Raw genomic sequence first — 25,393 nt, 5'->3', positions numbered from 1 at the left:
ACTATCGCTTCTAGCGCCGGACGCCCGCCTTTAATCTGAAGAATGGAACAAAGTCTGTTGCCGTTGAAATAGATTGTCCTCGTATCTGGGGACAACAGGTTTTTTTGATCAGACCAGCAAGGTGCTTGTGGAAGCTGCACCTCATCCGCACTTTGATGCGGATGTTTTGGGAGGAACAGTTATGAGTATTTTCTCTCCAGGGAATGCGGATGACAACCAAGAGCGGGATGCTGAACGCCGGGAGGCAATGCGAGCGCGATTTTTGGATTTCGTTGATTCAAAGGACATGTACCGGATCTATCAGGAAGGAATGGCCGCTGGCTGGAGCCTGGGGGATGTCCAGAGGGCAATTGACGCTCTTGTCGAAGCAAAGGCCGATGAGTTCGGCACAAAATAACAACCATGATGGGCCAGCCAATCGCGATGGCCAGCCGCTGCAATCTGTTCCGATAGTCAAGACATCGTCCAAGGGGGCTGCCGACACGATGTGCGTGTTGTTTCAGCCGCAACAAGTGACCGCTCAAAATCAAAAAACGGTGGGCCAAAAGCCCACCGTTTAAAGAAAATGACGTGACTGGAGATCTCATCATCGCAATCTGGAAATGCAGTCCTTCTACATGGCCAGACACTCATTGATATGATGCTTTTTGGGCCGAGGCCTTATAAACCCGGGGGCGTGCCCCCGGGATCTCTCCAAATCTCAGTCGATTAGAAATTGCGCTGGAAGCGGATCATGCCACCGAATGCATCATCATTGCCGCGCTGACCATCAAACTTGGTGTAGTCGATTTCTGGTGTGATGACCAAGCCAGGAACCAGCTCGTACTGTACGTTCAGAGCAGCAGCCCATGTGCCGTCTTCTTCGTAAGCAACCTGACCGTTGACTGTTGCCTTCTCGGAAACCTTCGCAGTCAAACCGCCCCAGATAGCGTAATCGCCGTACCAGGTGCCGAACCAGTTGCCATTGGCAGAGGTGGAATCATCCCAGTCAGACTGGTAACCACCCATGACGAAGGCAGACACTGTATCGCTGAACTTTACGTCCAAACGCAGCTTGCCAGCCCATTCTTCCACGCGGGAGTCGTAGCCGACAACGCCGGAGATTGAACCCCAAGCCTGTTCGAACTTCGCACCGGCCAGAACGTGTGGCATGTAGTCATCGATGCGATGATCGATTGTACCGCCTGTCGGATAGGTGATGGATGCGCCCTGTTCAGCAGCGATGATCGCCGAGAAACCGTTGCCGCCTGTGAAGGTGTAGCTAACCTGGTTGGTTGTGGCAGACTGGTAGTTGATCACGTCGTCGTTGATCACGCCGCCAGCATAACCGGTCCACGAACCGTAGATTTCATCAGATACACCGATGCGGAAGCCGCCGAGTTCGATGTAAGCCTGTGGAAGTTCGGTTGCATTGACGCCGTTCGTGTACTGGAAACGTGTTTCAATGTATGAACGCAGCGTGCCGAGTTCTGTTTCCGAGCGAGCGTCGAAACGGACAGTCGCACGTGAGCGCTTCCACCAGGTGCCATCGCCATTCGGATCGCTGCCCTGATTAACATGGCCGCCGCTGTAGACGTCGTCGCCGCCAACAGCGTCATAACGCAGATAACCGCTGATCTTCAGGCAGGTTTCAGTTCCTGGAATATAGAAAAATCCGGCGCCGTATGCGTCGCAAACGCGAACGTATTCAACGGCTTCCGGTTCAGCGACAACAACTGCGTCAGCAGCGCGTGCGCCTGTTACTGCAATCAGGGCTGCAGCAGAGCCGAAGAGAATGCTCTTGATGTTCATATTGGTCCCCCAATGGTCTTCATTGACCTTTATTGCTTAAAGCAGTTCGATGAGGGACAGCAACAACCAACTCACAGTTGAGTGATAGTTGAAGTCGCAATGTTGCCGCAATGTCACAAATAAGCCACACAATCGGCTGGTTTCAATATTAAACCATTGTAAAATATATGGAAATAACTGGTTCTATTTTGAAATGCGTTAAAAATCTGCCGATCTGCATTGGTCTATGAAGTGCGAATCATCATGTATTGGGTTGCAAAATGCAACTAAACGGTGCGACGGCGCCAAACTATACAGTCGATGTGGAGGTTATTCTGCAAATGTTCCAATGCGGTCAAACGGTGTTACCGATGGGCCACTTATAATCGAGATAACTGGACAATTCTGGTTGCTTCTCGCAACTCATTCCTCGCCGCAGCGCCAGCCGCGCAGCATATCGAATGGCTCCAGACCATCCCAGGCTTGCGCTTTGGTCGTGCTGCGGCCACCAAGACTGCGCAGGGCGGAAAAGCCAGCAAGATCAAACAGGCGCTGAAACAATCGGGTTTCCGTTGGCGGTGCAAAATTTGCAGCGCAATCGGACAAGTTGAGTTCGCGTTGGTCGGACATCGCCAATCTCCTTGATAGCCGTTTGTTCTATGGCAATCGCCATACAACGTAGCACTAGACCGATCGCCATACAACATGCATAATACTGATTATGCCACGTCCATCCGATGCAAAGACCCGCTTTATCGACACCGCAGTGATCCTGTTTCAGGCGCATGGCTATCATGGTGTTGGGTTGTCAGAGATTATCGAGCAGGCAAAGGCGCCCAAGGGCTCCTTCTATTTTCATTTTCCCGGCGGCAAGGAAGAGCTGGCTGAGCACGCGGTGCGCAGCGCTGGCGGCTATCTTATTTACGTGCTGAACAAGAGTTTTCGCGATGCGCCCAGTTTTCGCGCTGGTGCGGAGTTGATGATCGCCCGGCTGTATGATTCCTTTGAGGCGTCCGGATGGACGCTGGGGTGTCCCATTACCAGCGTCTTGCTTGATACCACACCCAAGTCCGAACGTCTGTCCCTTGCCATCAAGGATGTCATGGAGAGCTGGATCAACTGCCTTGCGGACCAGATAACGAGGTTCCATCCCGAGAGGAATGGCCGGGCGCCCGCCATGAAAATTCTCGTTTCACTGGAAGGGGCGTGGATATTGGCGCGGATGCTGCGCTCGCGCGAACCCTTTGATCAGGTGATGAGCGTTATTGCTGCAAATGAGGTTTAGAGCATTGCACCTTATTTACGGCCCCATGCTCTAGGCCGTCACGACGGCAATCCCCAAGTCATCATAGGCGGCAGTGGCGTCGACAGGCGTATCTCGTTCAACGATCAGGCATTGCACATAATTCATTGGCACGACCACATAGGGCGAGGCGGCTCCAAGTTTCTCGGATGAAGCGAGCACAACCGTTTCGGCTGCATAGCGGCACAGGGTTCGTTTCACGGTTGCTTCCTCGCAATCGCCTGTTGTCAGGCCGATTTCCGGATGGATGCCCGTTACCCCCATGAAATATATGTCGGCGCGATAATACGCGATGGCTTCGATTGTCGACGCACCCACGGCCACGACCGAGTGTTTGAACAAACGTCCGCCGATCATCTCGACCGTAATATCAGGATGGTTGATCAATTCAACAGCAATGCTCGGGCTGTGGGTGATGATGGTCGCTTTGAGATCGAGCGGCAGGTGGCGGGCCAACTGGACGGCCGTTGTGCCTCCATCGACGAAAATTACCTGTCCCGGCTGGACCATGGCCGCCGCGGCACGGCCAATGGCTTTCTTGCCATCGGTGGCAATCGTCTGGCGCCCGGAGAAGTCGGCCAGGGCAGGCGAGGCGGGCAGGGCGCCGCCATGGACCCGTTGCAATAATCCTTCTGCTGCCAGTTCGCGCAAATCCCGCCGGATTGTATCTTCCGAAAGGTTGAGGTCCCGGCTGAGCGTCTTGGCGACGATCTCGCCCGTTTCCCGCAAAGTCGCGAGAATGTGTGCCTTGCGCTGCTGTGTCAGCATATCTCTCTCACTATTTTTGCATGTTATTTCTTGACTCTGCACGAAATTGCACGTTTTATCAAGCCAATCCCGCAACATGGTGGTATCAATGACGAAGCTTGCTGAACGTGTCCGCATCCAGACTGTCAAAACTCTTTCCGATGACTGGTATGTGTTGAAGAAGACGACATTTGACTATCAGCGTGGCGACGGCACATGGCAGACGCAAAACCGCGAGACCTATGATCGCGGCAACGGTGCAACAATCCTGCTCTATGACCTTTCGCGGCGCACTGTCATCCTGACGCGGCAATTCCGCTATCCGGCTTTTGCTAGCGGCTATACGGAACTCCTGATCGAGGCGCCTGCGGGGCTGCTCGACAATATCTCGCCGGAAGAGCGTATTCGCGAGGAGGTGGAGGAGGAGACCGGATACCGTGTCCACCAAGTGCAGAAGGTCTTCGAGGCTTTTATGAGCCCGGGATCAGTGACGGAGAAACTCTATTTCTTCGTGGGTGCCTATACCGCCTCGGATCGTATTGCGGATGGTGGCGGCCTTGCGTCCGAAGGCGAAGACATCGAGGTGCTGGAACTGCCTTTTGCTGAAGCATTTGCGATGATCGGCACTGGGGCCATTCAGGACGCCAAGACAATCATGCTGCTCCAATATGCAGCCCTGCACATTTTTGCTTGAACCACCCCAAACATACGGAGAAAGCTGATGCTTATTCTGATCGCCGGTCCATACCGGTCCGGAACCAATGATGATGCCGACAAGATGGCTGCCAACCTGAAGCGTCTCGAAGAAGCGTCATGGCCGCTGTTTCAGGCCGGGCATTTGCCCATGATCGGCGAGTGGGTGGCTCTGCCCGTGTGGAATGCGGCTGGTGGCAAGCACGTTGGCGATGAGCTCTATGACCAGATATTCCACCCGGCAGCAGGGCGGCTGATCGCGCTTTGCGATGCGATCCTGCGCCTTCCCGGCGAGTCGAAGGGGGCTGATAATGATGTCCGCGTTGCCAATGAACGTGGGATTCCAGTCTATTACAATTTGGAGGATGTGCCGGGTTATGTGGCCGGGACAAGCTCCGGGCGTCTTTCCGTGGCAAAATAGAGAAGCGCCAGAACCGGAAGGGTAAAGCCGATCCAGGATGTTAGCCACCAGCCGCCATGGGCAAAGGCCCAGCCGCCGACGGCTGAACCAATTGCGCCTCCCGTGAAGAAGGTTGCCATGTAAAGGCCATTCAGACGGCTGCGATATTCGGGTCCCAGTGAGAAGATTGCACGCTGTCCGAGCACGAGGCTGGTGGTGACGCCAAAGTCAAGCAGGATGGCCGCAGCTGTCAGCAGACCCAAAGCCAATGTCGAGCCGTGAGAGCCCAGATGCGTCATCAGAAATGACACCGCGACGAGCAGCATGGCAAAGGCCGTTGCCGGGCGTGTCAGGCCGCGATCGGCCCAGCGTCCGGCTATCGGCGCTGCGATAGCGCCAGCCACGCCTGCCAATGCGAAGAGGGCGATGCCGCCTTGCGACAGACCGAATTCGGGACCGGCCAGCAGCAGGGGTGTTGTCGTCCAGAAAACACTGAACGCACCGAACATGCAGGCCTGATAAAGCGCACGGCGTTGCAGAATGGGCGTTGTCACGGCGAGGTGACCCATCGATGCCAGCAAATGGCCATAGGTGGGTTTTGATGCGGGAACCCGCTTGGGCAGGGCTAATGCCAGAACGATCATCAGTGCGATCATCGCGGCGGATGAGAGATAGAACACCACGTGCCATGAGAAAAACTGCGCTATGAAGCTGGATACCGGGCGTGCCAGCATGATGCCAAGCATCAACCCGCTGACGACATTGCCGACAACCTTGCCGCGCGCGGCTTCCGGCGCCATGTGGGCGGCATAAGGCACAAGAATCTGCACCGCAACCGAACCGAGGCCGATAAAAAGCGCCGCCGTAAGAAACGGCAGAGGATGGGTGACAAGACCCGCCGCGAGCAAGGAAACAGCGCCCACGAGAATGACTGCGAGGATAAGGCGGCGGTTTTCGAAGAGATCGCCAAGCGGCACGATCAGCAGCAGGCCAAGGCCGTAACCAATCTGCGTCAGCGTGACGATGAGACCCGCTGCTGCCGGTGACATGCCAAGTTCAGCGCTGATAGGACCGGCCAGAGGCTGGCCGTAATACAGATTGGCGGCAATCAATCCGCAGGCTGTTGCAAGCAGAAGGGTCAACCACGGGGAAATGGCCTGTTGATCAGACGGATTGTCTGAATGGGGGGAGGACATGGGTAGCTCCTTGGGAGGAAATGAAGTCAAAAGGCAGATCAGATCAGGGTCTTCATGGCCACGTCGACGGTAGCCACCATTTCTTCGCGCGTTCGGCCGGTTTTCCCGACCACGCGCATGCCCTGCACAAGGCAAAGCATCATTCGTGCAGTAACCTTGCCATCAATATGGGCAGGCACCGAGCCGTCTTTCCGGCCCTGTTCGATCAGTTCCAGAAGCACGGCCTCATTGGTAGCCATTGCCGTTGCAACCTTTTCCGCCACTTCCGGATCGAAAGTTGCCAGTTCCGTGGCGCAGTTGACGACAAGGCACCCCCGTTTTCCCTGCATGCCATGCGAGGCATCGGCAAAAAAAGTCAGGGCGTCACGGATGCGGTCATAACCGGGTTTTTCCGTTTCGACCGCGGTGCGCAATTTGCCGCTCCGGATAGCGCGATAGTGGTCAAACACCGCCAGAAATACACCGCGCTTGTCCTTGAACGCCTTGTAGACGCTACCCGACGCCAATTGCATCGCCTCGGTCAGATTGCCGATTGAGGTGGCGTGATAGCCCCGGTCGCTAAACACAAGCAAAGCCTTGTCGAGCGCTTCGTTCATATCGAACGCACGCGGACGGCCACGGCTGCGTGCAGCAAGGGTGCTTGATGAGGTGGTTTCAGACATTTCCCTATATAGGGAGAGATCGTTTCCTAAATCAAGCATTTTATTCTGTGGCCAATATTATCAGCCGGTGCATCGCCTCATTGCTTGCGGGCGTTGGCGACATTATCAGGCGTGATAGCGGATTGCTTGCCACCGAAATGACCCAGCACATAATTGCTCAGCGCAGCAATCTCGACATCCGAATAGGCATTGGCAAAACCCGGCATGGACTGTCTGCCCTGCTGCGTTGTCATATGCGCACCCTTCAGAATGACCTGTATAAGATTGGTCCCATCGGGGTCGTTGACGGTGCGACTGCCTTTGAGCGAAGCATAGGGCGTTTGCAGGCCCTCGCCATTCCAGCCATGACAGCTGGCACAGGCACCCTGGAAAATCTTGAGACCAAGGCTGTCCTGCGTTGCCGCATTCGCAGCAGGGGCATAGGCGGTGGATGCGGTCAGTGTGGCCGGTTCAGCTTCGACGATGGCCTTATCAGCCGAGGTTTGTGGCGGTACCGATTTCACATAGGTGACAATGGCCTTGACATCCTCGGGCGTCAGATGACGCAGGCTGAAATCCACAGCTTCACCCATGCTGCCGGTGGCCGATCCGCGACCTTCGGCATGGCCCTTGGAGAGGTAGTCAAACAGTTGCTGATCGGTCCAGCTGCCGATGCCGGTCTGCTTGTCGGAGCTGATATTGTAAGCCTTCCAGCCTTGTAGTTCGGCTCCGGCGAATTTCTTGCCATTGTTGACTGCAAACATCAGATTGCGCGGGGTGTGGCATTCGCCGCAATGGGCCATGGCCTCGACCAGATAAGCGCCCCGGTTCCATTCCTCGCTCTGTTTCGGATCGGGTTGCAATGGGCCCGGAACGAACAGCAGGTTCCAGAAGCGCATGACGTAGCGCTGGTTGAAGGGGAAACCCAATTCGTTCTTTGGTGCTTCGGCGCTGATAGGCGGCAGGCTGAACAGATAGGCTTTGATGGCCAGTGCGTCTTCCGTCGTCATCTGGGCATAAGCCGCATAGGAAAAGGCCGGGTAGAGATTCTGTCCGGCTTTGTCGATGCCCTGATGCAGCGCGCGCACGAATTCCGCATCGGTCCAGTTGCCGATGCCGGTTTCCTTGTCGGCTGTAATATTGGGCGAATAAATGATGCCGAATGGCAGCTTGAAGGCAAGACCGCCCGCATAGGGCTTGCCGCCCGCCGTGGTGTGGCAGGCAACGCAGTCCGCCGCGCGGGTCAGATATTCACCGCGATCAATCAGTGCCTGACCGGTCGGCAATTTAGCGGCAGCTTCCGATACATCCGGCAGGGATGCCGGTTTGAACAGGAAGATTGCGACGCCCGCACCGATAACAACCACTGCGGCGAGAAAAAGGAGGCCCAGTCTCTTCATGATTCAGACCTCACAATTCTTCGGATGCAGTTTCAGAAGGCTCCTCGGCCTTTGTGGTTGCCAGAGCAGCTAACAGGGGTGCTGTCAGCGGCGGTATCATCGAGACACTCTTTTTCTCGGTTCCGCCGGTTTTCAGCTCGTCCCGGTTGAAGGGAAGCGTGCGCAGACGCTTGCCGGTTGCTGAGAAGATGGCATTGCCGAGTGCTGGCGCGGCGGAAACCGTTGCGGTCTCGCCGATACCGCCGGGGGATTCGGTGCTCTTGACGTGGTGGATCTCGATTTTTGGCGCTTCATTGTTGCGCAGGATGCGGTAGTCGTGGAAGTTGCTCTGGTCCACGCGTCCTTCACTGAAGGTGATGCCGCTATAAAGCGCTGCGGAAAGCCCAAAGATCAGCCCGCCCTCAATCTGCGCTTCAACCGTATTGGGGTTGATCGTCACGCCGCAATCGACGGCAACCACTGCACGGTGCAGGGTGATTTCGCCAGCGGGTGAAACGGAAATTTCCAATACCGCAGCCATGAAGCTGCCGAAGGCGTCATGCAGCGAGATACCCCGCCCCATGCCAGCGGCGAGCGGTGTGCCCCATCCGGATTTTTCAGCAACAAGTTCAAGCACGCCTGCCACGCGTGGCTGGTTCTTGGTCAGTGCCCGGCGATATTCCACGGGGTCCTTGCCCGCCGCATGGGCGAGTTCATCCATGAAACTCTCGACCACAAACACATTGTGGGTAGGACCAACACCGCGCCACCATGTGATCGGAACCGGCGGGTCCTCACGCACCCAGTCGACGTGAATGACGGGAAGGTCATAGGGAGGCTTTGCAGCACCTTCAACCGCATCGTCGTCAAGCTTATCCTCCGGCCAGCCGCTCGGGATGTAATTTCCGAGCACCGAACCACCGGCAACATGGTCAACCCACACAGTTGGCAAACCGTCTTCACCAAGCCCGGCGGATATGCGGTCATAATAGGCGGGGCGGTAAAGATCGTGCTGAATGTCCTCTTCGCGAGTCCAGATCACCTTGACGGGGTAGCTGACCTGTTTGGCGATGGCGACGGCCTGAGCGACGGATTCCGCCACAAGGCGACGGCCAAAGCCACCGCCGATCAGCTGATTATGCAGGATGACCTTTTCGAGTGGATAGCCTGTCACCTGTGCGGCAACACCCTGCGCAATCGCAGGCACCTGCGTGCCAACCCAGATCTCGCATTCATCGGAGCGGACATGCACGACGCAATTGATGGGTTCCATCGGCGCATGCGCAAGGAATGGAAGCTCATAGGTGGCTTCAACCTTCTTGGCCGCAGCCTTCATCTTGGCTTCAACATCGCCCTCCTGCCGCGCCATGATGGGTTTCTTGCGCTCGGATGCGGCTTTAAGGGCCGCCATGATGTTGCTGCTGTCAAGTTTGGCATTCGCGCCTTCATTCCAGGTGATATTGAGTGCTTCAAGGCCCTTCTTCGCCGCCCAGAAATGGTCGCCAATGACGGCAACGGCATTGTCGAGCTTGACGATATCGCGCACGCCCGCAATGGCACGCGCTGCCTTGTCGTCCACATCCTGCAGCTTGCCGCCAAAGACGGGGCATGCGGCAACGGTTGCGACCTTCATATCGGGCACGCGGATATCAATGCCGTATTTGACTGCACCATTGACCTTACCCGGAGTATCAAGTCTGCGGCTCGACTTCCCGATTAGCTGGAAATCTTTCTGGTCCTTCAGCTTGACCTCGGTTGGTACAGGCTGCTTTGCGGCTGCGTCGGCAAGAGCGCCATAGGCGAGCTGGCGGCCAGTCGGTTGGTGCGTAACAATACCGAGCTTCGCAACACATTCCGTCACAGGCACCGACCATTCAGCCGCGGCGGCTGCAACCAGCATCATCCGTGCCGTTGCACCCGCTTTGCGCAGCGGTTCCCAGGTGGCGCGCATGGAGGTCGAACCACCTGTGGCCTGTCCGCCAAGGGCCGCGGTCGCATAGAGCTTGTCATTCGGCGGTGCATCGACGGCTTTCACCTGATCAAGGCCGACTTCAAGTTCCTCGGCAATCAGTGTGGCTTCACCAGTATGCGTACCTTGACCCATTTCGATATTGGGAAGGATGAGCGTGATCTGCCCATCAGTGCCAATGCGAATATAGGCATCGGGCGAAAAGGCTGCGGTGACGTCGCCGTCCACCGGCAATGCGGTGCTGGCGGCGAGAACAGGCGTCGTGCCGACGCCAAATAATGCAAAGCCCAGAATCAGGCCGCCGCCTTGCAGGAAGGCACGGCGGGAAGTTCCTGTTTTCGGGGAGGGGGAGGAGGATGGCTTGCTCATGCTGGCTATCTCCATTTCCTCAGGCCTTCGCGGCCTGTTTTATGGCCGCTCGAATCCGGGGATAGGTGCCGCATCGACAGATATTGCCGGACATGGCCGCATCAATATCGCGGTCCGTGGGGTCAGGGTTTCGATCAAGCAGAGCGGAGGCGGACATGATCTGTCCGGACTGACAGTAGCCGCATTGCACGACTTCCAGATTGAGCCAGGCGTCCTGAATCTTCTTGCCTGATGGCGTGGCGCTAACCGCTTCGATGGTTGTTATCTTGCGCGAGCCAACGGAGGCGGCAGGCAGGACGCAGGAGCGTACCGGACGTCCGTCCAGCTGCACCGTACAAGCGCCGCACTGGGCAATGCCGCAACCAAATTTGGTCCCGGTCAAACCGATCACATCACGCAACACCCAGAGCAGAGGCATATCCTCCGGCACATCAACGTTGCGATCTTCGCCATTTATATTCAGGGCTATCATCAGGCCGCTCCTCGGTTATCCGTGTCTGTGGGACAGATGTCAAAGTCAACGCAGCATGTGCGATTGATGACACAGAAAAGCCACCCTTACCAGAGGTTGTAACAGGAAGGTGATCGGCATTGGCGGCGGGACGCAATCCCAGGCAATTGTACGATGGAATTTGCTGGCAAACGAAACCCCTGCCGGAGCGCTTGCCAGCGTTACCGCCTGAAATATCAGATGTTTACAAGAACGGTCAGACTGCGAAGATAACAGCCGTAACCATCATTGCTCCGAACAAAATGGCAGAGCATGTTATCCAATTGCATAGATCGCCGTTTTCTTTAACGTGTCGCATCACTTGCCTCCTGTTGAGCGTAACCGGCTAAACCGGCGCGTTCTCAAAGACCACGAACACCCGCCGCTGACTCTGTTGGCCAACGATCGTTTTTGAAAAGAGTGATTCATGTCCTGCTGCCGGAGCGTGCGGAATTGGTATTCAGCCATCCGGATTACAGCGAGACGGAGTATAGCACTTACCGGGATGGGGCTCAATTTGTTGTCCGCCCCGGAATCATCACATTTGATATCGGAACCGTGAGATTACGTTAATTTTTCGTTACCAGCATCCGGGTCAACCAGTCTTGGAAAGATCATACGCACCAGCGCACCACGGCCTTCATAAAAACCCGCCGGGGCATCATGCATTTCGAGCCGCCCACCATGGTCTTCGACAATCTTCTTGACGATGGCGAGGCCAAGTCCGGTACCCTTTTCGCGGGTGGTTACATAAGGCTCCAGCAATTGATGCCGGTTTTCGGCCGGTAAACCCTTTCCGTTATCGACCACTTCGACAATGATGGAAGGACCGGAGCCCGCCGCCCGCACCAGTATGTGTCCTTCGCTGATGGCACCGGACTGCAGCACGGCATCAATGGACTCCGATGCATTCTTGATGATGTTGCCGAATGCCTGTCCCAGAAGGCGGCTGTCGAAATTGCCGATAAGCGGCTCGCCGGCAAATTCATGTTCGAACTTGATCTGGCTGTTGCTGATTTCAACAAGGAAAGATGCGTCGCGCAGCACATCGCGAATATCCGTTGCGGCCAGCTGCGGCTTTGGCATGCGGGCGAATTCGGAAAACTCGTCCACCATGCGGCCAATGTCGCCGACCTGCCGGATAATGGTCTCGGTGCACTGGTCAAAGACTTCGCGGTCTTCGGTGATGACTTTGCCGTAACGGCGACGCAGCCGCTCGGCAGAAAGCTGGATAGGTGTCAGCGGATTTTTGATTTCGTGGGCGATACGCCGCGCAACATCAGCCCAGGCGGATGAGCGGTGCGCTGCGACGAGATCGGTGATGTCATCGACCGTGACCACATAGGATGTGTTCTGGGTGTCCGCGTCTTCGCGCGTGATCTGGACATTGAATGAACGGGCGACACCGTTGCGGGTGATGGCAATCTGCTTGCGGCTTGACGAACGCCCGCTATCGCGTGCCGTGGTGAAGACTTCGCCAAACTCCGGCAGGAGTTCAGTCAAATTGCCGCCAATCGTCGAAACGCCATCCTCCAGCAGCATGGTTTCAGCGGGCCGGTTGATAACAGCAATGTCGCCTTGTGTGTTGACGCTGATCACGCCAGCGGTGACGCCGGAAAGAACAGCCTCGGTAAATCGCCTGCGCTCATCGATCTGCTCTTTTGCCGAGATCAGATCGGTGTGCTGGGTTTTCAACTGTCTGACCATCTTGTTGAAAGTCAGGGATAGCGAGCCAATGTCGCCATCAGACCCCCGGACAGGAACGGAGACGTCAAAATCTCCTGTCGCAACTTCTTCGGCTGCCCCGATAAGCAGACGAATGGGCTGAACCACGCGATTGGCGACGGCGATACCCGTCCAGACAGCTGTCAGAAGCAGCAATAATGTTAATTCAACGTAGAGCAGCGCATAGGCAATCTGCGTGTTCTTGCGGTTGCTGGCCAGCGACTGATACTCGCTGTTATTATCGGTCATAACCCGCATATTTTTCAGGGCCGACGGATCGATGGTACGCAACGTATAGAGATAAAGGTCCGGCAGTGCCTGTGTCTTGACGACGGCCCCGACCAGATTGGTCTCACCCGGCGGGATCAGGGCAGGCCGGTCGCCAGCAGCGCCGCGCAATGCCGTCAGCGGAACCGGCGGCAGCTGGTGGTCATTGATGAGGTTCGCACTGACAACGATTTCGCCCGTTGATTTGACCAGTGACGCACCCAGAAGATTGTTACGGCCCGCATCATAGGTCAGCCAGTCAGCAAAAGCGCCGCGATCCAGGCTGAAAAGCATGCGCCGCTGGTCAAGCTCAATGGCCATGGAAAGGGTTGTGGTCACCAGATTCTGGGCATTGTCTTCCGTATAGGACTGCGCTGCCTTGATCGACATGTCGATAATCTTGTTGTTGTCGACATTGATCCATGAATTCAGCCGGTTATCCAGAATAATCAACGAAAAACAGGCCACAATGATGCACGGTATCGACGCGATCAGAGCGAAGATGAAGGCGATATTGGTGTGCAGATCATTGTGCTTTTCCTTGTTCTTGAAAAGGAAGAGCTTTCGTACGGTCGCATAGGACAGATAGATGAGCAGCAGGATCGAGACCGTATTGGCCGCGATAATAAGCTGGGTGATCTCTTTTGTCGGCGATATAGTGGTGATGCCCATCATCACGATGAATGAGGCAATCGTCGCTGCCAGAGCCAGAAGCGTCAAAGCTAGCGCGCCCCTTGGCAGAACCTGTTGTTTGATCTCGGTTTCGCTGGAGGACATTCATCAGCCTCGTTGGGTCTTTCCATCAGATAATGGAGACCACAGTCATTCGTTGTGGATTATCGGGCGTGATGCCGCTTGTAAAGCAAGCTTGCATTCTGGCAGAGGTTTGGGGCAACAGGGTGGGCAGGCGTTGCTGATCTGCCACGCGGTTTTGACCGGAGTATCGATATGACAGTCCGCACAATTGTAAAATTTCCAAACCCGCATCTGCGGGCGAAGGCAGAACCTGTCACGGAGTTCGATGACAGCCTGCGGACCTTGGCTGCCGATCTGCTCGACACCATGCGCGATGCACCTGGAATCGGCATTACGGCGCCGCATATTGGCGTTTTGAAACGCGTCGTGGTTGTTGAACTCGATGACGGGCAGGGTGTGCGATATTATATCAATCCAACGGTTGAGTGGGCATCGAATGCTCTGGTGAAGAACATGGAGGGCAGTGTGTCGATGCCCGGCATCAACGATGAAGTTGAACGGCCATCGTCCGCCCGTATAAGCTATCAGGACCTGACAGGTGCCGCGCAAACCCAAGAAGCCGACGGATTGCTGGCCGTGTGTCTGCAGCACGAGATCGACCAGCTTGACGGAATCTTCTGGCTGTATCGATTGTCAAAGCTCAAGCGGGACCGGCTGGTCAAACGGTTTGAGAAACAGCAACGCGTCCAAATAGCCTAGTCTGTGTCTCATCGGTGAATGGGATCTTTCCAAAGAACGCCTTCCGGCTTTTCGACGGGTTCAATATCGAGGTTGACAACCACCGGCTCCTGACCCGAGCGAACAAGCACACATTCCAGCGGCTCATCCTCACTGGCATTGATCTCCTGATGCGGAACGTAGGGCGGGACAAAAATGAAATCGCCCGGACCTGCTTCTGCAACATATTCCAGCTTCTCCCCCCAGCGCATACGTGCCTTGCCTTTGACCACATAGATAATGCTTTCAAGATCACCATGGTGGTGGGCGCCAGTTTTGGCATTGGGGTGAATGACAACGGTCCCCGCCCAAATTTTCTCGGCACCGGCGCGGGCATGGTTGATAGCGGCTGCCCGGTTCATACCGGGTGTCTGTGCCGTGTTGGGATCAAGGGAATTACCCGGAATGACTTTCACGCCATGCTCGCGCCAATCGACAGGTTCATCGTGATGGTGATGATCTTCCGACATGATGCCTCCTGCTTGTCTGTTGGGCACAGCGTAACGGGTGGCTGGAAAAGACGCCAGTCACCTGTCAAAAAATGGTTCGGGCTGTGTGACCGATAATTAACCTTAGGTTGCAGTATTTGACTTGACGCTCTGCCTTTCCGGTCGCCAAAGTAGAGGTGCTGCGGGTTGCCCGCAGAGGAGCCAAGACTGCGTGATGCCATCGAGCAAGTCCCGACAATCACCATTCGACACCCAAAATGAGCGGGGGGGTGATCGCTTGCTCCAGATCGAAGCTGTTTATGACAAGGTTCCGGTTGGGCTCTGCTATCTCAATCGCGATGGCGTCTTTGTTACCGTTAACGACCAGCTTTCACGTATGCTTGGCATCAGCAGCGACAATGCCATTGGCCGTCTGGTCGAGGATATTGTGCCTGATCATGCGGCGTTGCTCCGGGTCAGCCTCGTTACGGCATTGGAAGAAAAGCCTGTTCCCGATCACGAGCTTCAACGCTCGGGTGAAACCTTCATGGTTTCGGCCGCTCCTGTTACCAATGATCTTGGCGAAGTGGCCGGAATATCCGTCGCCTATACCAACATCACCAATATGAAGCGGATGTCCGAACAGCTGGCGCAAGTCGAACAGCGCACCGCCTATGCCCTGGAAAGTGCCGGGCAATGGATATGGGACATGAATATTGCGACGAACCGCGTCTGGCGATCCCCGCAATACCGCGCTCTGCTCGGGCTTGATCCGGCAAGTCCGGAGACGGAAAACATCGCATGGGACATTGTTCATCCTGACGACAAGCAGGGCGCCATTCAGGCTTTTGAAGACGTGGTGAGTGGCCGCAAGCCATATTTCGAAGCCATATATCGCGTGCCACGCGGTAGCGGCGGACAGGCCTGGATTATGAGCCGCGGCAAGATTGTTGAATATGGGCCCGATGGATCGCCGCTGCGGCTTCTGGCAACGAGTGTTGATATCAGCAGCCAGAAGCTGATTGAGGAGCAGCTCTCATCGACCGTTCGGATGCGGCTGGAACTGGAGCAAAAACTGCTCGAAGCCAACCGGAAGCTGAAGAAACTGTCGGAAAGCGATCATCTCACTGACCTGCCGAACCGGCGTAAGTTCAATCGCCTGCTCAAACGGGAATATGACAAGGCCATTGATCGTGGCCAGTCTTTGGCCCTGCTCATGATCGATATCGATCATTTCAAAGCCTATAATGATGTTTACGGACATATGGCCGGGGATCGATGCCTCGTGCAGGTGGGGCGTGTCCTGAATAAGGTCGTCAAGGAAGGTACAGGCGTTGTCGCCCGTTTCGGCGGCGAAGAATTTGCCGCGCTGTTACCCGCCGCAATGATGGCCGATGCCATAGACGTGGCAAAAACGATCATTGATTCCGTTGCAGGTCTTCAACTGGACCATGAGGGAACGCCGGCTGGCAAGACCTCGGTCAGTATTGGTGTCAGTGTCCTTGATCTGATGAGCCCTGCGACCTTGGGCGGGCCAGACGAATTGCTCAATCTTGCGGACCGGGCGCTTTATGAAGCCAAGCGGGCAGGGCGCGGCCGGTTCAGCGTCTGGGGAAGCTTTTCCACTGATTAAGCTGGTTTGCCGCGAATTGTTTTACGCCAGATCATCGGGGCGTGCAGATTGATTGAGGGATTGTCTGCCCCGGTCGGGTTTTCGGTACTGGTCAGCCATTCCACACTGCTTTTCACGATGTCGTCGACAGGCTGGGTAAAAGTGGTCAACGCGTAGGATGACCAGCTTGCCTGCGGGATGTCATCGAAGCCCGTGACACAAAGGTCCTCGGGGATACGCAGCGAAAACTCGTGACGCGCGCTGTCCATCAACCCGAACGCCATCAGATCGTTGACGCAGAAAACAGCATCAGGGCGGGCAGGTTCGGTAAACAGCATGCGGGCGATCTGTTGTCCGCTCTCATAAACCGTATTTCCGTGCCGTATCACCGTCACCTCAAGCCCGAACTCTGCCGCTGCGGCAACAAAGCCGCGCTCGCGCGCCATCAGGCTCGGCGTGCCGACAGCAGAGTTTGCAAAGGCGAGGCGCCGGCAACCCGCCCGCAGGAATGCGCTGACAACCGCGCGCGCCGCGCGCCTGTCATCAAGGTTGATGTAAAGCGGGCCTTCGACGTCGTCGTCCCGATTGATGAGAACGATACGCTGCCCGCTGTCGAGACAGAGTTTGGTGATTGCCTTATCAGGCAGCCCCGACAACAGGATCGAGGCGTCGGCGCGATAATTGAGAGTTTGCCGCAGGGCCGCATCGACGCTGCCATCGGAACGGTCAGTGTTGATGATCATGCAAACCTTGCCGGCCCTTTGCAGGGCATGGGACAACTCCCGCACCAGTCGGGCACGATAGGGCGTGTCCATTTCCGAAGCGACCAGGCAGACGATGCCGCTTTCACTGCGCATCAGTCCGCGGGCAAGCTGATTGACGTGATAGCCAAGCGCATCTGCAGCTTCAATGACGCGTCGGCGCGTTTCCTCGGAGACGCTGGCTCCCGGCGTGAATGTGCGGGAAACCGCCGAGCGCGAAACGCCAGCCCGTTTTGCAACGTCTTCAGCGCTGATGAATGATTTGTTCAAAAAGGTTCCACCCGGCAATCTTCTGTTTCACCATAGGTTGCACGCGTTTGCGCTCCTTCGCAATATGTATGTGTTCATATTTTCTGAGGCAAAAGTACTGAGCCGACTTGACATGATGTATTCGGGTGTGAAAGCTTTGCACACGCTTGCAAAACAAGCGACGGCATGGAGGTGCCGCTTTTTCAGGGAGGAGAAATTCATGCGTTCAGTCTTTGCCATTGCTGCCGCTTTTGCTGTTGGTATCCAGATGATGCCGATGAAAGCGCACGCTGCGGACAATCTCAATTTGATCTGCTCGGCTGATGTCGTCATCTGCGAGTTGATGAAGGGCATGTTCGAGAAGGATACGGGTATTCAGGTCAATATGGTGCGCCTGTCATCGGGTGAGACCTATGCAAAAATCCGCGCCGAGGCGCGCAATCCAAAGACTGATATCTGGTGGGCTGGCACAGGTGATCCGCATTTGCAGGCCGCTTCCGAAGGCCTTACGCAGGAATATAAGTCACCATTGCTCGACCAGTTGCAGGATTGGGCGAAGAAGCAGGCGGAAAGTTCCGGCTACAAGACTGTTGGTGTTTATGCCGGAGCGCTCGGCTGGGGCTATAACACCGATATCGTCAAGAAAAAGAACCTGAAGGAAGCCAAGTGCTGGGCTGATCTGCTCGATCCGTCCTATAAGGGCGAGATTCAGATGGCTAATCCCAATTCGTCGGGCACAGCCTATACGGCGCTTGCCTCGCTTGTGCAGATCATGGGCGAAGACAAGGCCTATGATTACCTGAAGAAGCTCAACACCAATGTGTCCCAATATACAAAGTCCGGCTCTGCGCCGGTGAAAGCGGCGGCACGCGGTGAGACGGCGCTTGGCATTGTTTTCATGCATGACGCGGTTGCCCAGACTGTCGAGGGCTTTCCGGTGAAGACTGTAGCGCCGTGCGAGGGTACGGGCTACGAAATCGGCTCCATGTCGATCATCAAGGGTGCGCGTAATCTTGATGCGGCGAAGAAATGGTATGACTGGGCACTGTCAGCCGAAGTGCAGTCGCACATGAAGGAAGCAAAATCCTTCCAGCTGCCTTCGAACAAATCAGCTGTTGTTCCGCCGGAGGCACCGAAGTTCGAAGACATCAAGCTCATCGACTACGACTTCAAAACCTATGGCGATCCGGAAAAGCGCAAGGCATTGCTTGAGCGCTGGGATAAGGAAATCGGCGCAAGCGCCAATTGATCTGATTTCCTGAGTTTTGCGTGCCCGATTTCATGCGTTCGGGCACGCAACTGCCATTTCCATCTTTGAAGACAGTATTGGGTAGCACAATGGAACGTAGCGACCGGAGATTGAACATTGCTCTCGGTATCGGTCTTGCCGGGTTTGCGCTTGTACCGTGGTACAGGATCGAAAGCGGTTTTTATGGCTTCGGCTGGCTTGGCAATTTTCCGTCCGGCCCGGCAGAGGCACCCGGCCTCGTGCAGATGGCTTATCATGGGCGCTGGACGCTTATTATTATCGCCGTTCTGTTCGCGTTGGGCCTTTTCGCGCGCGCATTCAAGGTTTCGCCTTTGCGGGCCAATCTGCTTGTCGGAGCGGGGGCTGTCGGCATTGTGTTTCTGGTGCTGCAGGGGCTGGCCGTTGGTTTTACCGGTTGGACCTGGGCGATCAGCGAACATCTCTTCGGAGCACTTGCGGACGGGCAACCCTCCATGGGTGCCGGTGCCGGTCTGGTCGCGCTATCGTTTGTCCTGATGTTCTCCTTTGGGCTGGCCGAGCGGAGTGTCCTGCGTGGTGACGCCTTTGTCGTCGCGTCGATTGCACTGCTGATCTTTCTGGTCGCGATTTTCGTGTTCTACCCCGTCGGCAGCATGCTCATTGGCTCGGTTCAGAGTGTTGATGGCTCGTTCGATCCATCCGGTTTCATCCGTAATATTCAGGACCCGTCAATCTGGAGCCTTGATTGCGTTGTGGGCGGCAATCGCTGCGGCATTGCATGGCGCACGCTGTTTCTTGCCATTCTTTCCGCCTCCGGCTCCACGCTTCTCGGCCTCTGTTTTGCACTGGTGGCAACGCGCACGCGCTTTCCCTTCAAAAAAGGCCTGCGTCTGCTGACGATCCTGCCGATCATCACGCCGCCTTTTGTTATTGGCCTTGCGCTCATCCTGCTGTTTGGCCGGGCGGGTGTTGTGACCCAGCAATTGTCCAATTTTTTCGGCATCGAGCCGGGCCGCTGGCTCTATGGCCTGACCGGCATATGGATCGCGCAGGTCCTGTCGTTCACGCCGATATCCTTCCTTGTGCTGATTGGCGTTGTGGAAGGTGTCAGCCCATCCATGGAAGAGGCGTCGCAGACCCTGCGTGCCGACCGCTGGCGCACATTCTGGCGGGTTTCGCTGCCCCTGATGAAGCCCGGCCTCGCCAATGCATTTCTCATCGGCTTTATCGAAAGCATGGCGGATTTCGGTAATCCGCTGGTGCTTGGCGGCAGTCACGGCGTGCTGTCGACGGAAATCTTCTTTGCAGTGGTCGGCTCGCAGAATGACCCGTCGCGGGCGGCGGTTCTTGCTATCATTCTTCTCTTCTTCACGCTGTCGGCGTTTCTGGCCCAGCGCGTTTGGCTGGCGGGCAAGAGCTTTGCTACGGTGACGGGCAAGGGGGATTCCGGCGCGCATATTGCCTTGCCGCGATCTTTGTCCATTGGTGTCCATGCGATTGTCATTCCATGGATCATTTTCACGCTTGTCATCTACGGCATGATCCTGTTTGGCGGCTTCGTGCGCACATGGGGTCTCGACAACACGCTGACGCTGGAACACTACCAGCGGGCATTCTCTTTCAGCTTCGAGAATGGTGCGATTGCCTGGACCGGCGTTGCCTGGAATTCGTTCTGGACGACCATCAAGATCGCGTTGATCTCGGCACCGCTGACTGCCGCTGTTGGTTTGCTGACGGCCTACCTCATCGTCCGCCAGCGCTTTGTCGGTCGTAATGTGTTTGAGTTTGCCCTGATGATGAGCTTTGCCATTCCCGGTACGGTTATCGGCATCAGCTATATCATGGCGTTCAACCTGCCGCCGCTTGAGATGACCGGTACGGCGCTGATCCTCATCGCCTGTTTCGTCTTCCGTAACATGCCTGTCGGCGTGCGTGGCGGCGTGGCGGCCATGAGCCAGCTCGACAAGAGCCTTGATGAGGCATCGCTGACATTGCGGGCAACCAGTTTCCGTACCATCCGCAAGGTCATTCTGCCCCTGCTGCGTCCGGCAATCGTTGCCGCACTGGTCTATTCCTTTGTGCGGGCCATCACCTCGATCAGCGCTGTCATATTCCTTGTGAGCGCCGAGTATAATATGGCGACATCCTACATTGTCGGACTGGTCGAAAATGGCGAGTACGGCGTGGCGGTGGCCTATTCATCGATGTTGATTGTCGTGATGATCGTCATCATCACCTGTTTCCAGCTTCTGGTGGGCGAACGAAAGCTGCGGCGCGAAAACCGTGTCGCAACTGCCTTTGTTCCGTCTGCCACCCCAAAAGAAAAGGCCGCCTCATGACCACGCATCGCACCGGCTCCGTCGTTTTCTCCAATGTCAAAAAGCAGTTTGGAAATTTCACGGCGATTCATGATCTGTCGCTGGATATCGAGCCCGGCACGCTTGTCACACTGCTTGGACCTTCCGGCTGCGGTAAGACCACGACCCTGCGCATGCTGGCCGGGCTTGAGCACCCGTCTTCGGGCCGTATCCTGATCGGCGGCAAGGATGTAACCATGCTTCCGGCCAATGAGCGCGATGTGTCGATGGTGTTCCAGTCCTATGCGTTGTTTCCGCATATGTCGGTGCTTGAGAATGTTGCTTACGGTCTTGAATCATCCCGTATGAAAAAGTCCGATGCGCGCGAAAAGGCAGAAGAGGGTCTTAAACAGGTTGGCCTTGCGGGGTATGGCCAGCGCCTGCCTGCCGAGCTTTCCGGTGGTCAACAGCAGCGCGTTGCCGTTGCCCGCGCGCTGGTTCTGGAGCCGCAAGTGCTGCTGCTGGATGAACCCCTGTCCAATCTTGATGCGCGTCTGCGCCGCCGCGTGCGCACGGAAATCCGTGAGTTGCAGCAGCGGCTTGGTTTCACGGCAGTTTATGTCACCCATGATCAGGAAGAAGCGCTTGCCGTGTCCGACCGGATCATCGTCATGCAGGACGGCGTGATTGCCCAGCAGGGGACGCCGCGCGAATTGTATGAGGCACCGGCTTCATCTTTTATCGCCGACTTTATCGGCGAGGCCAATGTGGTGCCTTGTGAAGTGCTACGCAGCGATGGCGGCAAGGCTATTATCCGCATTGGCACGCTGGAACATACGGTGCCGGGGCGCAACGCCAAGCCGGGGCCGGCAAAGATTGCAGTGAGGCCGAATGCAATTACGCTGGAGCCGGAGGAGAATGGCGCCTTTGCCGGAAGCATCCGGCATGCCGCCTATCTCGGTGATCATGTTGAATATGAGGTCGAAACGGCATCCGGAACACTGTTCGTGGTTGATCCGGCTGTTGACCGCAATCTTGCCCCCGCAACCAATGTGAGCATCGGTTTTCATCACCGTGGCATCGCTATCATCAACAACTGAAACTGTATTTTCAAAGGACTATCATGACATCGCATGCGCAAGCCGAATTGCAGGGCCGTTTTGATCTTGCCAAGAAGATGGCTATCGAAGCCGGAGCCGTGGCACTGGCGCATTTCAATGCGCGCGAGCGGCTGGTTATCGAAACCAAAGCTGATCCGCAGGATGTGGTTTCAATCGCCGACCGGGAAGTGGAAGAACTGATCCGTGCACGTATCGGCGCTACCTATCCCGGTGATGCAGTGCTTGGCGAAGAATATGGTGCGAGCGAGGGAACGTCGGAGTTCACATGGGTCATTGACCCGATTGATGGCACCAGTCCTTTCGTCAACGGCATGCCGACCTGGTGTATTTCCATTGCGGCCATGCGCGGAGAGGAGATCGTTGTCGGGGTGATTTATGTGCCGTGTAATGATGAACTTTATGCTTCAGCGCTTGGCATGGGTGCGACATTGAACGGCAAGGCGCTCACTATCGATTCTGAAAAAACCATTCGCAATGCAGTGACGGGCATCGGTGCCAATCATCACGTCACTCCGGCGGTCGTTGCGTCGCTGGTGGAAAAGCTGCTGGAAGCGGGCGGCAATTTTATCCGCAACGGCTCAGGCGCACTCATGCTGGCCTATGTGGCGGCGGGACGTCTGGTTGGCTATTACGAACCTTACATGCATGCCTGGGACTGCATGGCCGGGTATTGCCTCGTCAAGGAAGCGGGCGGCTGGCACCATCCTTTTCCGGTGAAGGGAGATGGGTTGACCAAGGGCGCACCTGTTCTTGCTGCCGCGCCGGGCGCAGTCGATGATCTCAAGAAGATTGCTGGCCTATAATCAGTCAACAGGCATCGGCGATATGGAAAGCCGGTGCCTGCTCTTCCTGTGCTATTTCTGTTGAACGGACACGCCGCTTTCACCGATCTTTAACTCGATCCCGGCTGGCTTTGTATTCTGGTCGTAAATGTAGAAACCCAGCCCGAGGACGAGTACGATCAATCCACCAATGATCAGGTAAAGCATGTTCTGGTTCATATTGGCCCTTCCAGATGCAAATGTTCTCATGGGGTTAGACCATTCGAGCTACCCCATGACAACCCTTGCAAGGGCGTTATCAAAAGCTGATTACCCATCTGGCCAGTATTGAATCCCGGCTATAATCGCGTTCTGCTCGCTGACATATCTCTTTCACACCCAGAGGATAAATCGTGGATCTGTGGTGATTCCTGCCATGATTTTGCTGTATCTTGAAGGAACCATTGCGCAACAGTCCGTATCGGGACTTCAAACGTCAGTTCCGGCAGCATTCTTAACGTTATTCTGGCTGGAAATCCCGATGAAAACTGTTTGCGCCTGCAATAGGAAAGAAAGCAAAAAATGCTGATTCTTTGCGCAACTGCGAAGAGCAAATCATTGACTTATCACGACGAATAACGTCGATTAAAGTTGGTGTTGACGATCACCGACTCTCGAAAAGCTGGATAGACATGACGTTCGTGCGAAATCTTATGTGGGCGCCTACAATTGGCCTATCCTGGTTATGGGGATTGGGTTTCTTCTATTCAATCCATGTCACCCTGACTTATGGCTGGCTGGGCTTCTTCGGGTTCGCGATTGCCAATGTCGGTGGGCTCTGGCTATTCGGTTATATTCTCGGTCGCAGCAAGCGAACGCCTGATCAGATCATGAAGGACATTGAAAGCCGCTATGTTGGCGTCTTTCTGCTGTTCCAGATGGCGGCGCTTGTTGTTACGATTTTCGGGTTTGTTGCCTATCTCTGGCAGCCGATTGTGGGTGAGGGTGCATCGATCGGCGTTGCTTTCCTGCTTTTGGTCTCCTGTGCGATCGGACATGCCCTATCCCTGCAACAGCTCAAATTGCTGCATATCGTCTACATGATTGTCGGTGTTGCCGCCGGTATTGTCCTGCTGGTCGGTCTGAGACAAACGTCTGATTATCCCGGTGTGCCGCTTCAAAGTTTCGATGCGCGTTTTTATGGTCTGGTTATGCCAACGCTGATCGGGTTTTTGCTCGGCCCTTGGCTCGACATCCAGCACTGGCAGCGTGCCGTCTACATCAAACGCGAGGGCGGGTCTGTCGGCCTCGCCTATGGTGCCGGTGCCTTGCTGTTCTTCGGCTTTCTTTTGCTCAATGCGCTGACAGCCTCGGCGGTTGGACCCATTGGCAGCATCATTTCCATTGATGGTTTGCCAAGTGCACAGGGATCGGTTTCCGCGGCGGCTGTGCTTTCCGCAGAAAACGGTTCGACCTATCTGGAAATCGCCTTTGTCATCTGGACTGTCATCGCATTGGCATCGACAGTCGACAGTTTTTACTGCGCTACCAATTGGTATCTGCGCGGCAAAAACATGCGCAGTAACAGCCCGCTTCTGGCGCTTATCCCCGATGGCATTGCATCATCACCGCTCTGGCTGCTGATTGGTGCCGCCTGGGTCGCCTATGCGGCAGTGCCTGCGAATTTTTCACTCATGTATTTCATGATGCCTTTTGCGACATTGTTTGTCAGCGCCTCGGCCAACCTCGTGTGTGAAGCGCTTGGTGCGAAGCCGAAATTTGATCCCGTGCTGAGCTTTCTTATTGGCTGCGGATCATCCTTGATCTTCGTTCTGGGTTACATCCAGCCCGTGCCCGGCTTCCTGTTCCTGTCGCCGTTTATCGGTTTGATCGGCGCATTGCCTGTCATCATCGAATTGATTGGTCCGAAATCCAAGGCGATACCGGTAGAAATCGTTGATCAGCCAATCCGCATGATGAGTGCCGCGCCGCTGACCACTGCCGCGGGTTCGCAGGAAATCTCGCAATCGCATGGCTTCGATGGCGAGTGGTTTGTCATGCATCTCACACCGACCTACGACGACACCAATTCCGTGGGTAATGTGTATTTCGCCAATTATGTGCGCTGGGTTGGCAAGGCGCGTGAGCTGTTTTTCAATGTCTGCATGCCGGATTTTGATCTGGCAACGACGCGGTTCTATATTCTCACGCGCTCCTTCACCCATGACTACCGCCGGGAATCGAAGGAATTCGAACAGATCAGTGTTCGCATCAAGATCGCCAAGCACAACCGCAAGTTCGTAACATTGCAGCACGAGATCCACAGCGCGGCTCAGGGCCTGCTTGGCCATGGGGAACAGTCTTTGATGTTCGTGGACCGGGATCAGTATAACCCGCTCGATATTCCGGGCGAGGTCATCAAGGGGTTTCTGGCCTATTGGCCCAAGGACTCGCGGCTGTCACCAAGCTATCGTCCTGTTGTGCAGGACAAGACAAAACGTCAGGCTTAATCCT

At 55.8% G+C, this 25,393-nt stretch carries 23 protein-coding genes; 11 read left to right on the top strand and 12 right to left on the bottom strand.

The genetic code is table 11. The features are described 5' to 3' along the window. The first annotated feature begins 73 nt into the window (after positions 1-73). On the top strand, positions 74-397 hold the full coding sequence (locus BLU05_RS04145) for a hypothetical protein (RefSeq protein ID WP_139210394.1): 324 nt from the start codon (positions 74-76) through the stop codon (positions 395-397). A gap of 311 nt (positions 398-708) precedes the next feature. Here BLU05_RS04145 and BLU05_RS04140 read toward each other — a convergent pair whose 3' ends face one another. Both BLU05_RS04140 and BLU05_RS04135 read right to left on the bottom strand, forming a co-directional pair. Continuing rightward, entirely contained in the window at positions 709-1,791 is a 1,083-nt protein-coding gene (locus BLU05_RS04140; protein WP_091877921.1) for a porin, read from the bottom strand. Between the two features lie 402 nt (positions 1,792-2,193). Then, a complete protein-coding gene (locus BLU05_RS04135; RefSeq protein WP_091877920.1) occupies positions 2,194-2,400 on the bottom strand; it encodes a hypothetical protein in 207 nt (68 codons plus the stop codon). A 91-nt stretch (positions 2,401-2,491) separates the two neighbouring features. Between BLU05_RS04135 and BLU05_RS04130 the strand changes: the two genes are divergently transcribed. Then, entirely contained in the window at positions 2,492-3,055 is a 564-nt protein-coding gene (locus BLU05_RS04130) for a TetR/AcrR family transcriptional regulator (RefSeq protein ID WP_091877919.1), read from the top strand. A gap of 30 nt (positions 3,056-3,085) precedes the next feature. Here the strand turns inward: BLU05_RS04130 and BLU05_RS04125 are convergent, their stop codons facing one another. After that, entirely contained in the window at positions 3,086-3,841 is a 756-nt protein-coding gene (locus tag BLU05_RS04125; RefSeq protein ID WP_091877918.1) for a DeoR/GlpR family DNA-binding transcription regulator, read from the bottom strand. 88 nt (positions 3,842-3,929) lie between these two features. On the opposite strand from BLU05_RS04125, the gene BLU05_RS04120 reads away from it, so the two are divergent. Beyond that, positions 3,930-4,514 (top strand): NUDIX domain-containing protein, encoded by a 585-nt coding sequence (locus BLU05_RS04120; protein WP_091877917.1) that lies wholly within the window; start codon positions 3,930-3,932, stop codon positions 4,512-4,514. Between the two features lie 27 nt (positions 4,515-4,541). Further along, entirely contained in the window at positions 4,542-4,934 is a 393-nt protein-coding gene (locus tag BLU05_RS04115; protein ID WP_091877916.1) for a DUF4406 domain-containing protein, read from the top strand. On the opposite strand, the gene BLU05_RS04110 is transcribed toward BLU05_RS04115, so the two are convergent. From BLU05_RS04110 to BLU05_RS04085, 6 genes are all read right to left on the bottom strand, one after another. After that, complete coding sequence (locus BLU05_RS04110; RefSeq protein ID WP_091877915.1) at positions 4,889-6,109, bottom strand: MFS transporter; 1,221 nt, start codon at positions 6,107-6,109, stop codon at positions 4,889-4,891. The genes BLU05_RS04115 and BLU05_RS04110 overlap by 46 nt on opposite strands. Positions 6,110-6,147: 38 nt before the next feature. Further along, a complete protein-coding gene (locus BLU05_RS04105; RefSeq protein ID WP_210184588.1) occupies positions 6,148-6,771 on the bottom strand; it encodes a TetR/AcrR family transcriptional regulator in 624 nt (207 codons plus the stop codon). Between the two features lie 77 nt (positions 6,772-6,848). Continuing rightward, positions 6,849-8,150: a c-type cytochrome gene (locus tag BLU05_RS04100; protein WP_091877914.1), complete on the bottom strand. Its 1,302-nt coding sequence runs from the start codon at positions 8,148-8,150 to the stop codon at positions 6,849-6,851. Positions 8,151-8,160: 10 nt separating this feature from the next. Further along, positions 8,161-10,467 carry a xanthine dehydrogenase family protein molybdopterin-binding subunit gene (locus BLU05_RS04095; protein ID WP_091877913.1) on the bottom strand — a complete coding sequence of 769 codons (2,307 nt, stop codon included), beginning with the start codon at positions 10,465-10,467 and terminating at the stop codon, positions 8,161-8,163. Between the two features lie 19 nt (positions 10,468-10,486). Continuing rightward, complete coding sequence (locus tag BLU05_RS04090) at positions 10,487-10,939, bottom strand: (2Fe-2S)-binding protein (protein ID WP_091877912.1); 453 nt, start codon at positions 10,937-10,939, stop codon at positions 10,487-10,489. Between the two features lie 582 nt (positions 10,940-11,521). Next, complete coding sequence (locus BLU05_RS04085) at positions 11,522-13,726, bottom strand: sensor histidine kinase (protein ID WP_091877911.1); 2,205 nt, start codon at positions 13,724-13,726, stop codon at positions 11,522-11,524. Positions 13,727-13,897: 171 nt separating this feature from the next. Between BLU05_RS04085 and BLU05_RS04080 the strand changes: the two genes are divergently transcribed. Beyond that, positions 13,898-14,404, top strand: a complete 507-nt coding sequence (locus tag BLU05_RS04080; RefSeq protein WP_091877910.1) for a peptide deformylase — start codon at positions 13,898-13,900, stop codon at positions 14,402-14,404. Positions 14,405-14,412: 8 nt separating this feature from the next. On the opposite strand, the gene BLU05_RS04075 is transcribed toward BLU05_RS04080, so the two are convergent. Continuing rightward, on the bottom strand, positions 14,413-14,892 hold the full coding sequence (locus tag BLU05_RS04075) for a cupin domain-containing protein (RefSeq protein ID WP_091877909.1): 480 nt from the start codon (positions 14,890-14,892) through the stop codon (positions 14,413-14,415). A 256-nt stretch (positions 14,893-15,148) separates the two neighbouring features. Between BLU05_RS04075 and BLU05_RS04070 the strand changes: the two genes are divergently transcribed. After that, entirely contained in the window at positions 15,149-16,483 is a 1,335-nt protein-coding gene (locus BLU05_RS04070) for a sensor domain-containing diguanylate cyclase (RefSeq protein WP_175540511.1), read from the top strand. Here the strand turns inward: BLU05_RS04070 and BLU05_RS04065 are convergent. Beyond that, on the bottom strand, positions 16,480-17,493 hold the full coding sequence (locus BLU05_RS04065; RefSeq protein WP_091878494.1) for a LacI family DNA-binding transcriptional regulator: 1,014 nt from the start codon (positions 17,491-17,493) through the stop codon (positions 16,480-16,482). The genes BLU05_RS04070 and BLU05_RS04065 overlap by 4 nt on opposite strands. Before the next feature lie 199 nt (positions 17,494-17,692). Between BLU05_RS04065 and BLU05_RS04060 the strand changes: the two genes are divergently transcribed. The 4 genes from BLU05_RS04060 (at position 17,693) to BLU05_RS04045 (ending at position 22,921) form a co-directional block, all read left to right on the top strand. Further along, a complete protein-coding gene (locus BLU05_RS04060) occupies positions 17,693-18,721 on the top strand; it encodes an ABC transporter substrate-binding protein (RefSeq protein ID WP_091877907.1) in 1,029 nt (342 codons plus the stop codon). A gap of 89 nt (positions 18,722-18,810) precedes the next feature. Next, on the top strand, positions 18,811-21,039 hold the full coding sequence (locus BLU05_RS04055; RefSeq protein ID WP_091877906.1) for an ABC transporter permease: 2,229 nt from the start codon (positions 18,811-18,813) through the stop codon (positions 21,037-21,039). Then, a complete protein-coding gene (locus tag BLU05_RS04050) occupies positions 21,036-22,097 on the top strand; it encodes an ABC transporter ATP-binding protein (RefSeq protein ID WP_091877905.1) in 1,062 nt (353 codons plus the stop codon). The genes BLU05_RS04055 and BLU05_RS04050 overlap by 4 nt, the downstream gene beginning before the upstream one ends. Before the next feature lie 23 nt (positions 22,098-22,120). Continuing rightward, a complete protein-coding gene (locus tag BLU05_RS04045) occupies positions 22,121-22,921 on the top strand; it encodes an inositol monophosphatase family protein (RefSeq protein ID WP_091877904.1) in 801 nt (266 codons plus the stop codon). 51 nt (positions 22,922-22,972) lie between these two features. Here BLU05_RS04045 and BLU05_RS26105 read toward each other — a convergent pair whose 3' ends face one another. Beyond that, positions 22,973-23,119 (bottom strand): hypothetical protein, encoded by a 147-nt coding sequence (locus BLU05_RS26105; protein ID WP_091877903.1) that lies wholly within the window; start codon positions 23,117-23,119, stop codon positions 22,973-22,975. Between the two features lie 452 nt (positions 23,120-23,571). Here BLU05_RS26105 and BLU05_RS04035 point away from each other — a divergent pair, with 452 nt between their 5' ends. After that, positions 23,572-25,389, top strand: coding sequence for an acyl-CoA thioesterase (locus tag BLU05_RS04035; protein ID WP_091877902.1), 1,818 nt, complete (start codon positions 23,572-23,574; stop codon positions 25,387-25,389). Positions 25,390-25,393 lie beyond the last annotated feature (4 nt).

Source organism: Phyllobacterium sp. OV277 (assembly GCF_900104355.1).
Taxonomy (GTDB): domain Bacteria; phylum Pseudomonadota; class Alphaproteobacteria; order Rhizobiales; family Rhizobiaceae; genus Phyllobacterium.
Note: the sequence above shows the minus strand (reverse complement) of the source record. Positions and strands in the feature narration are given on the sequence as shown.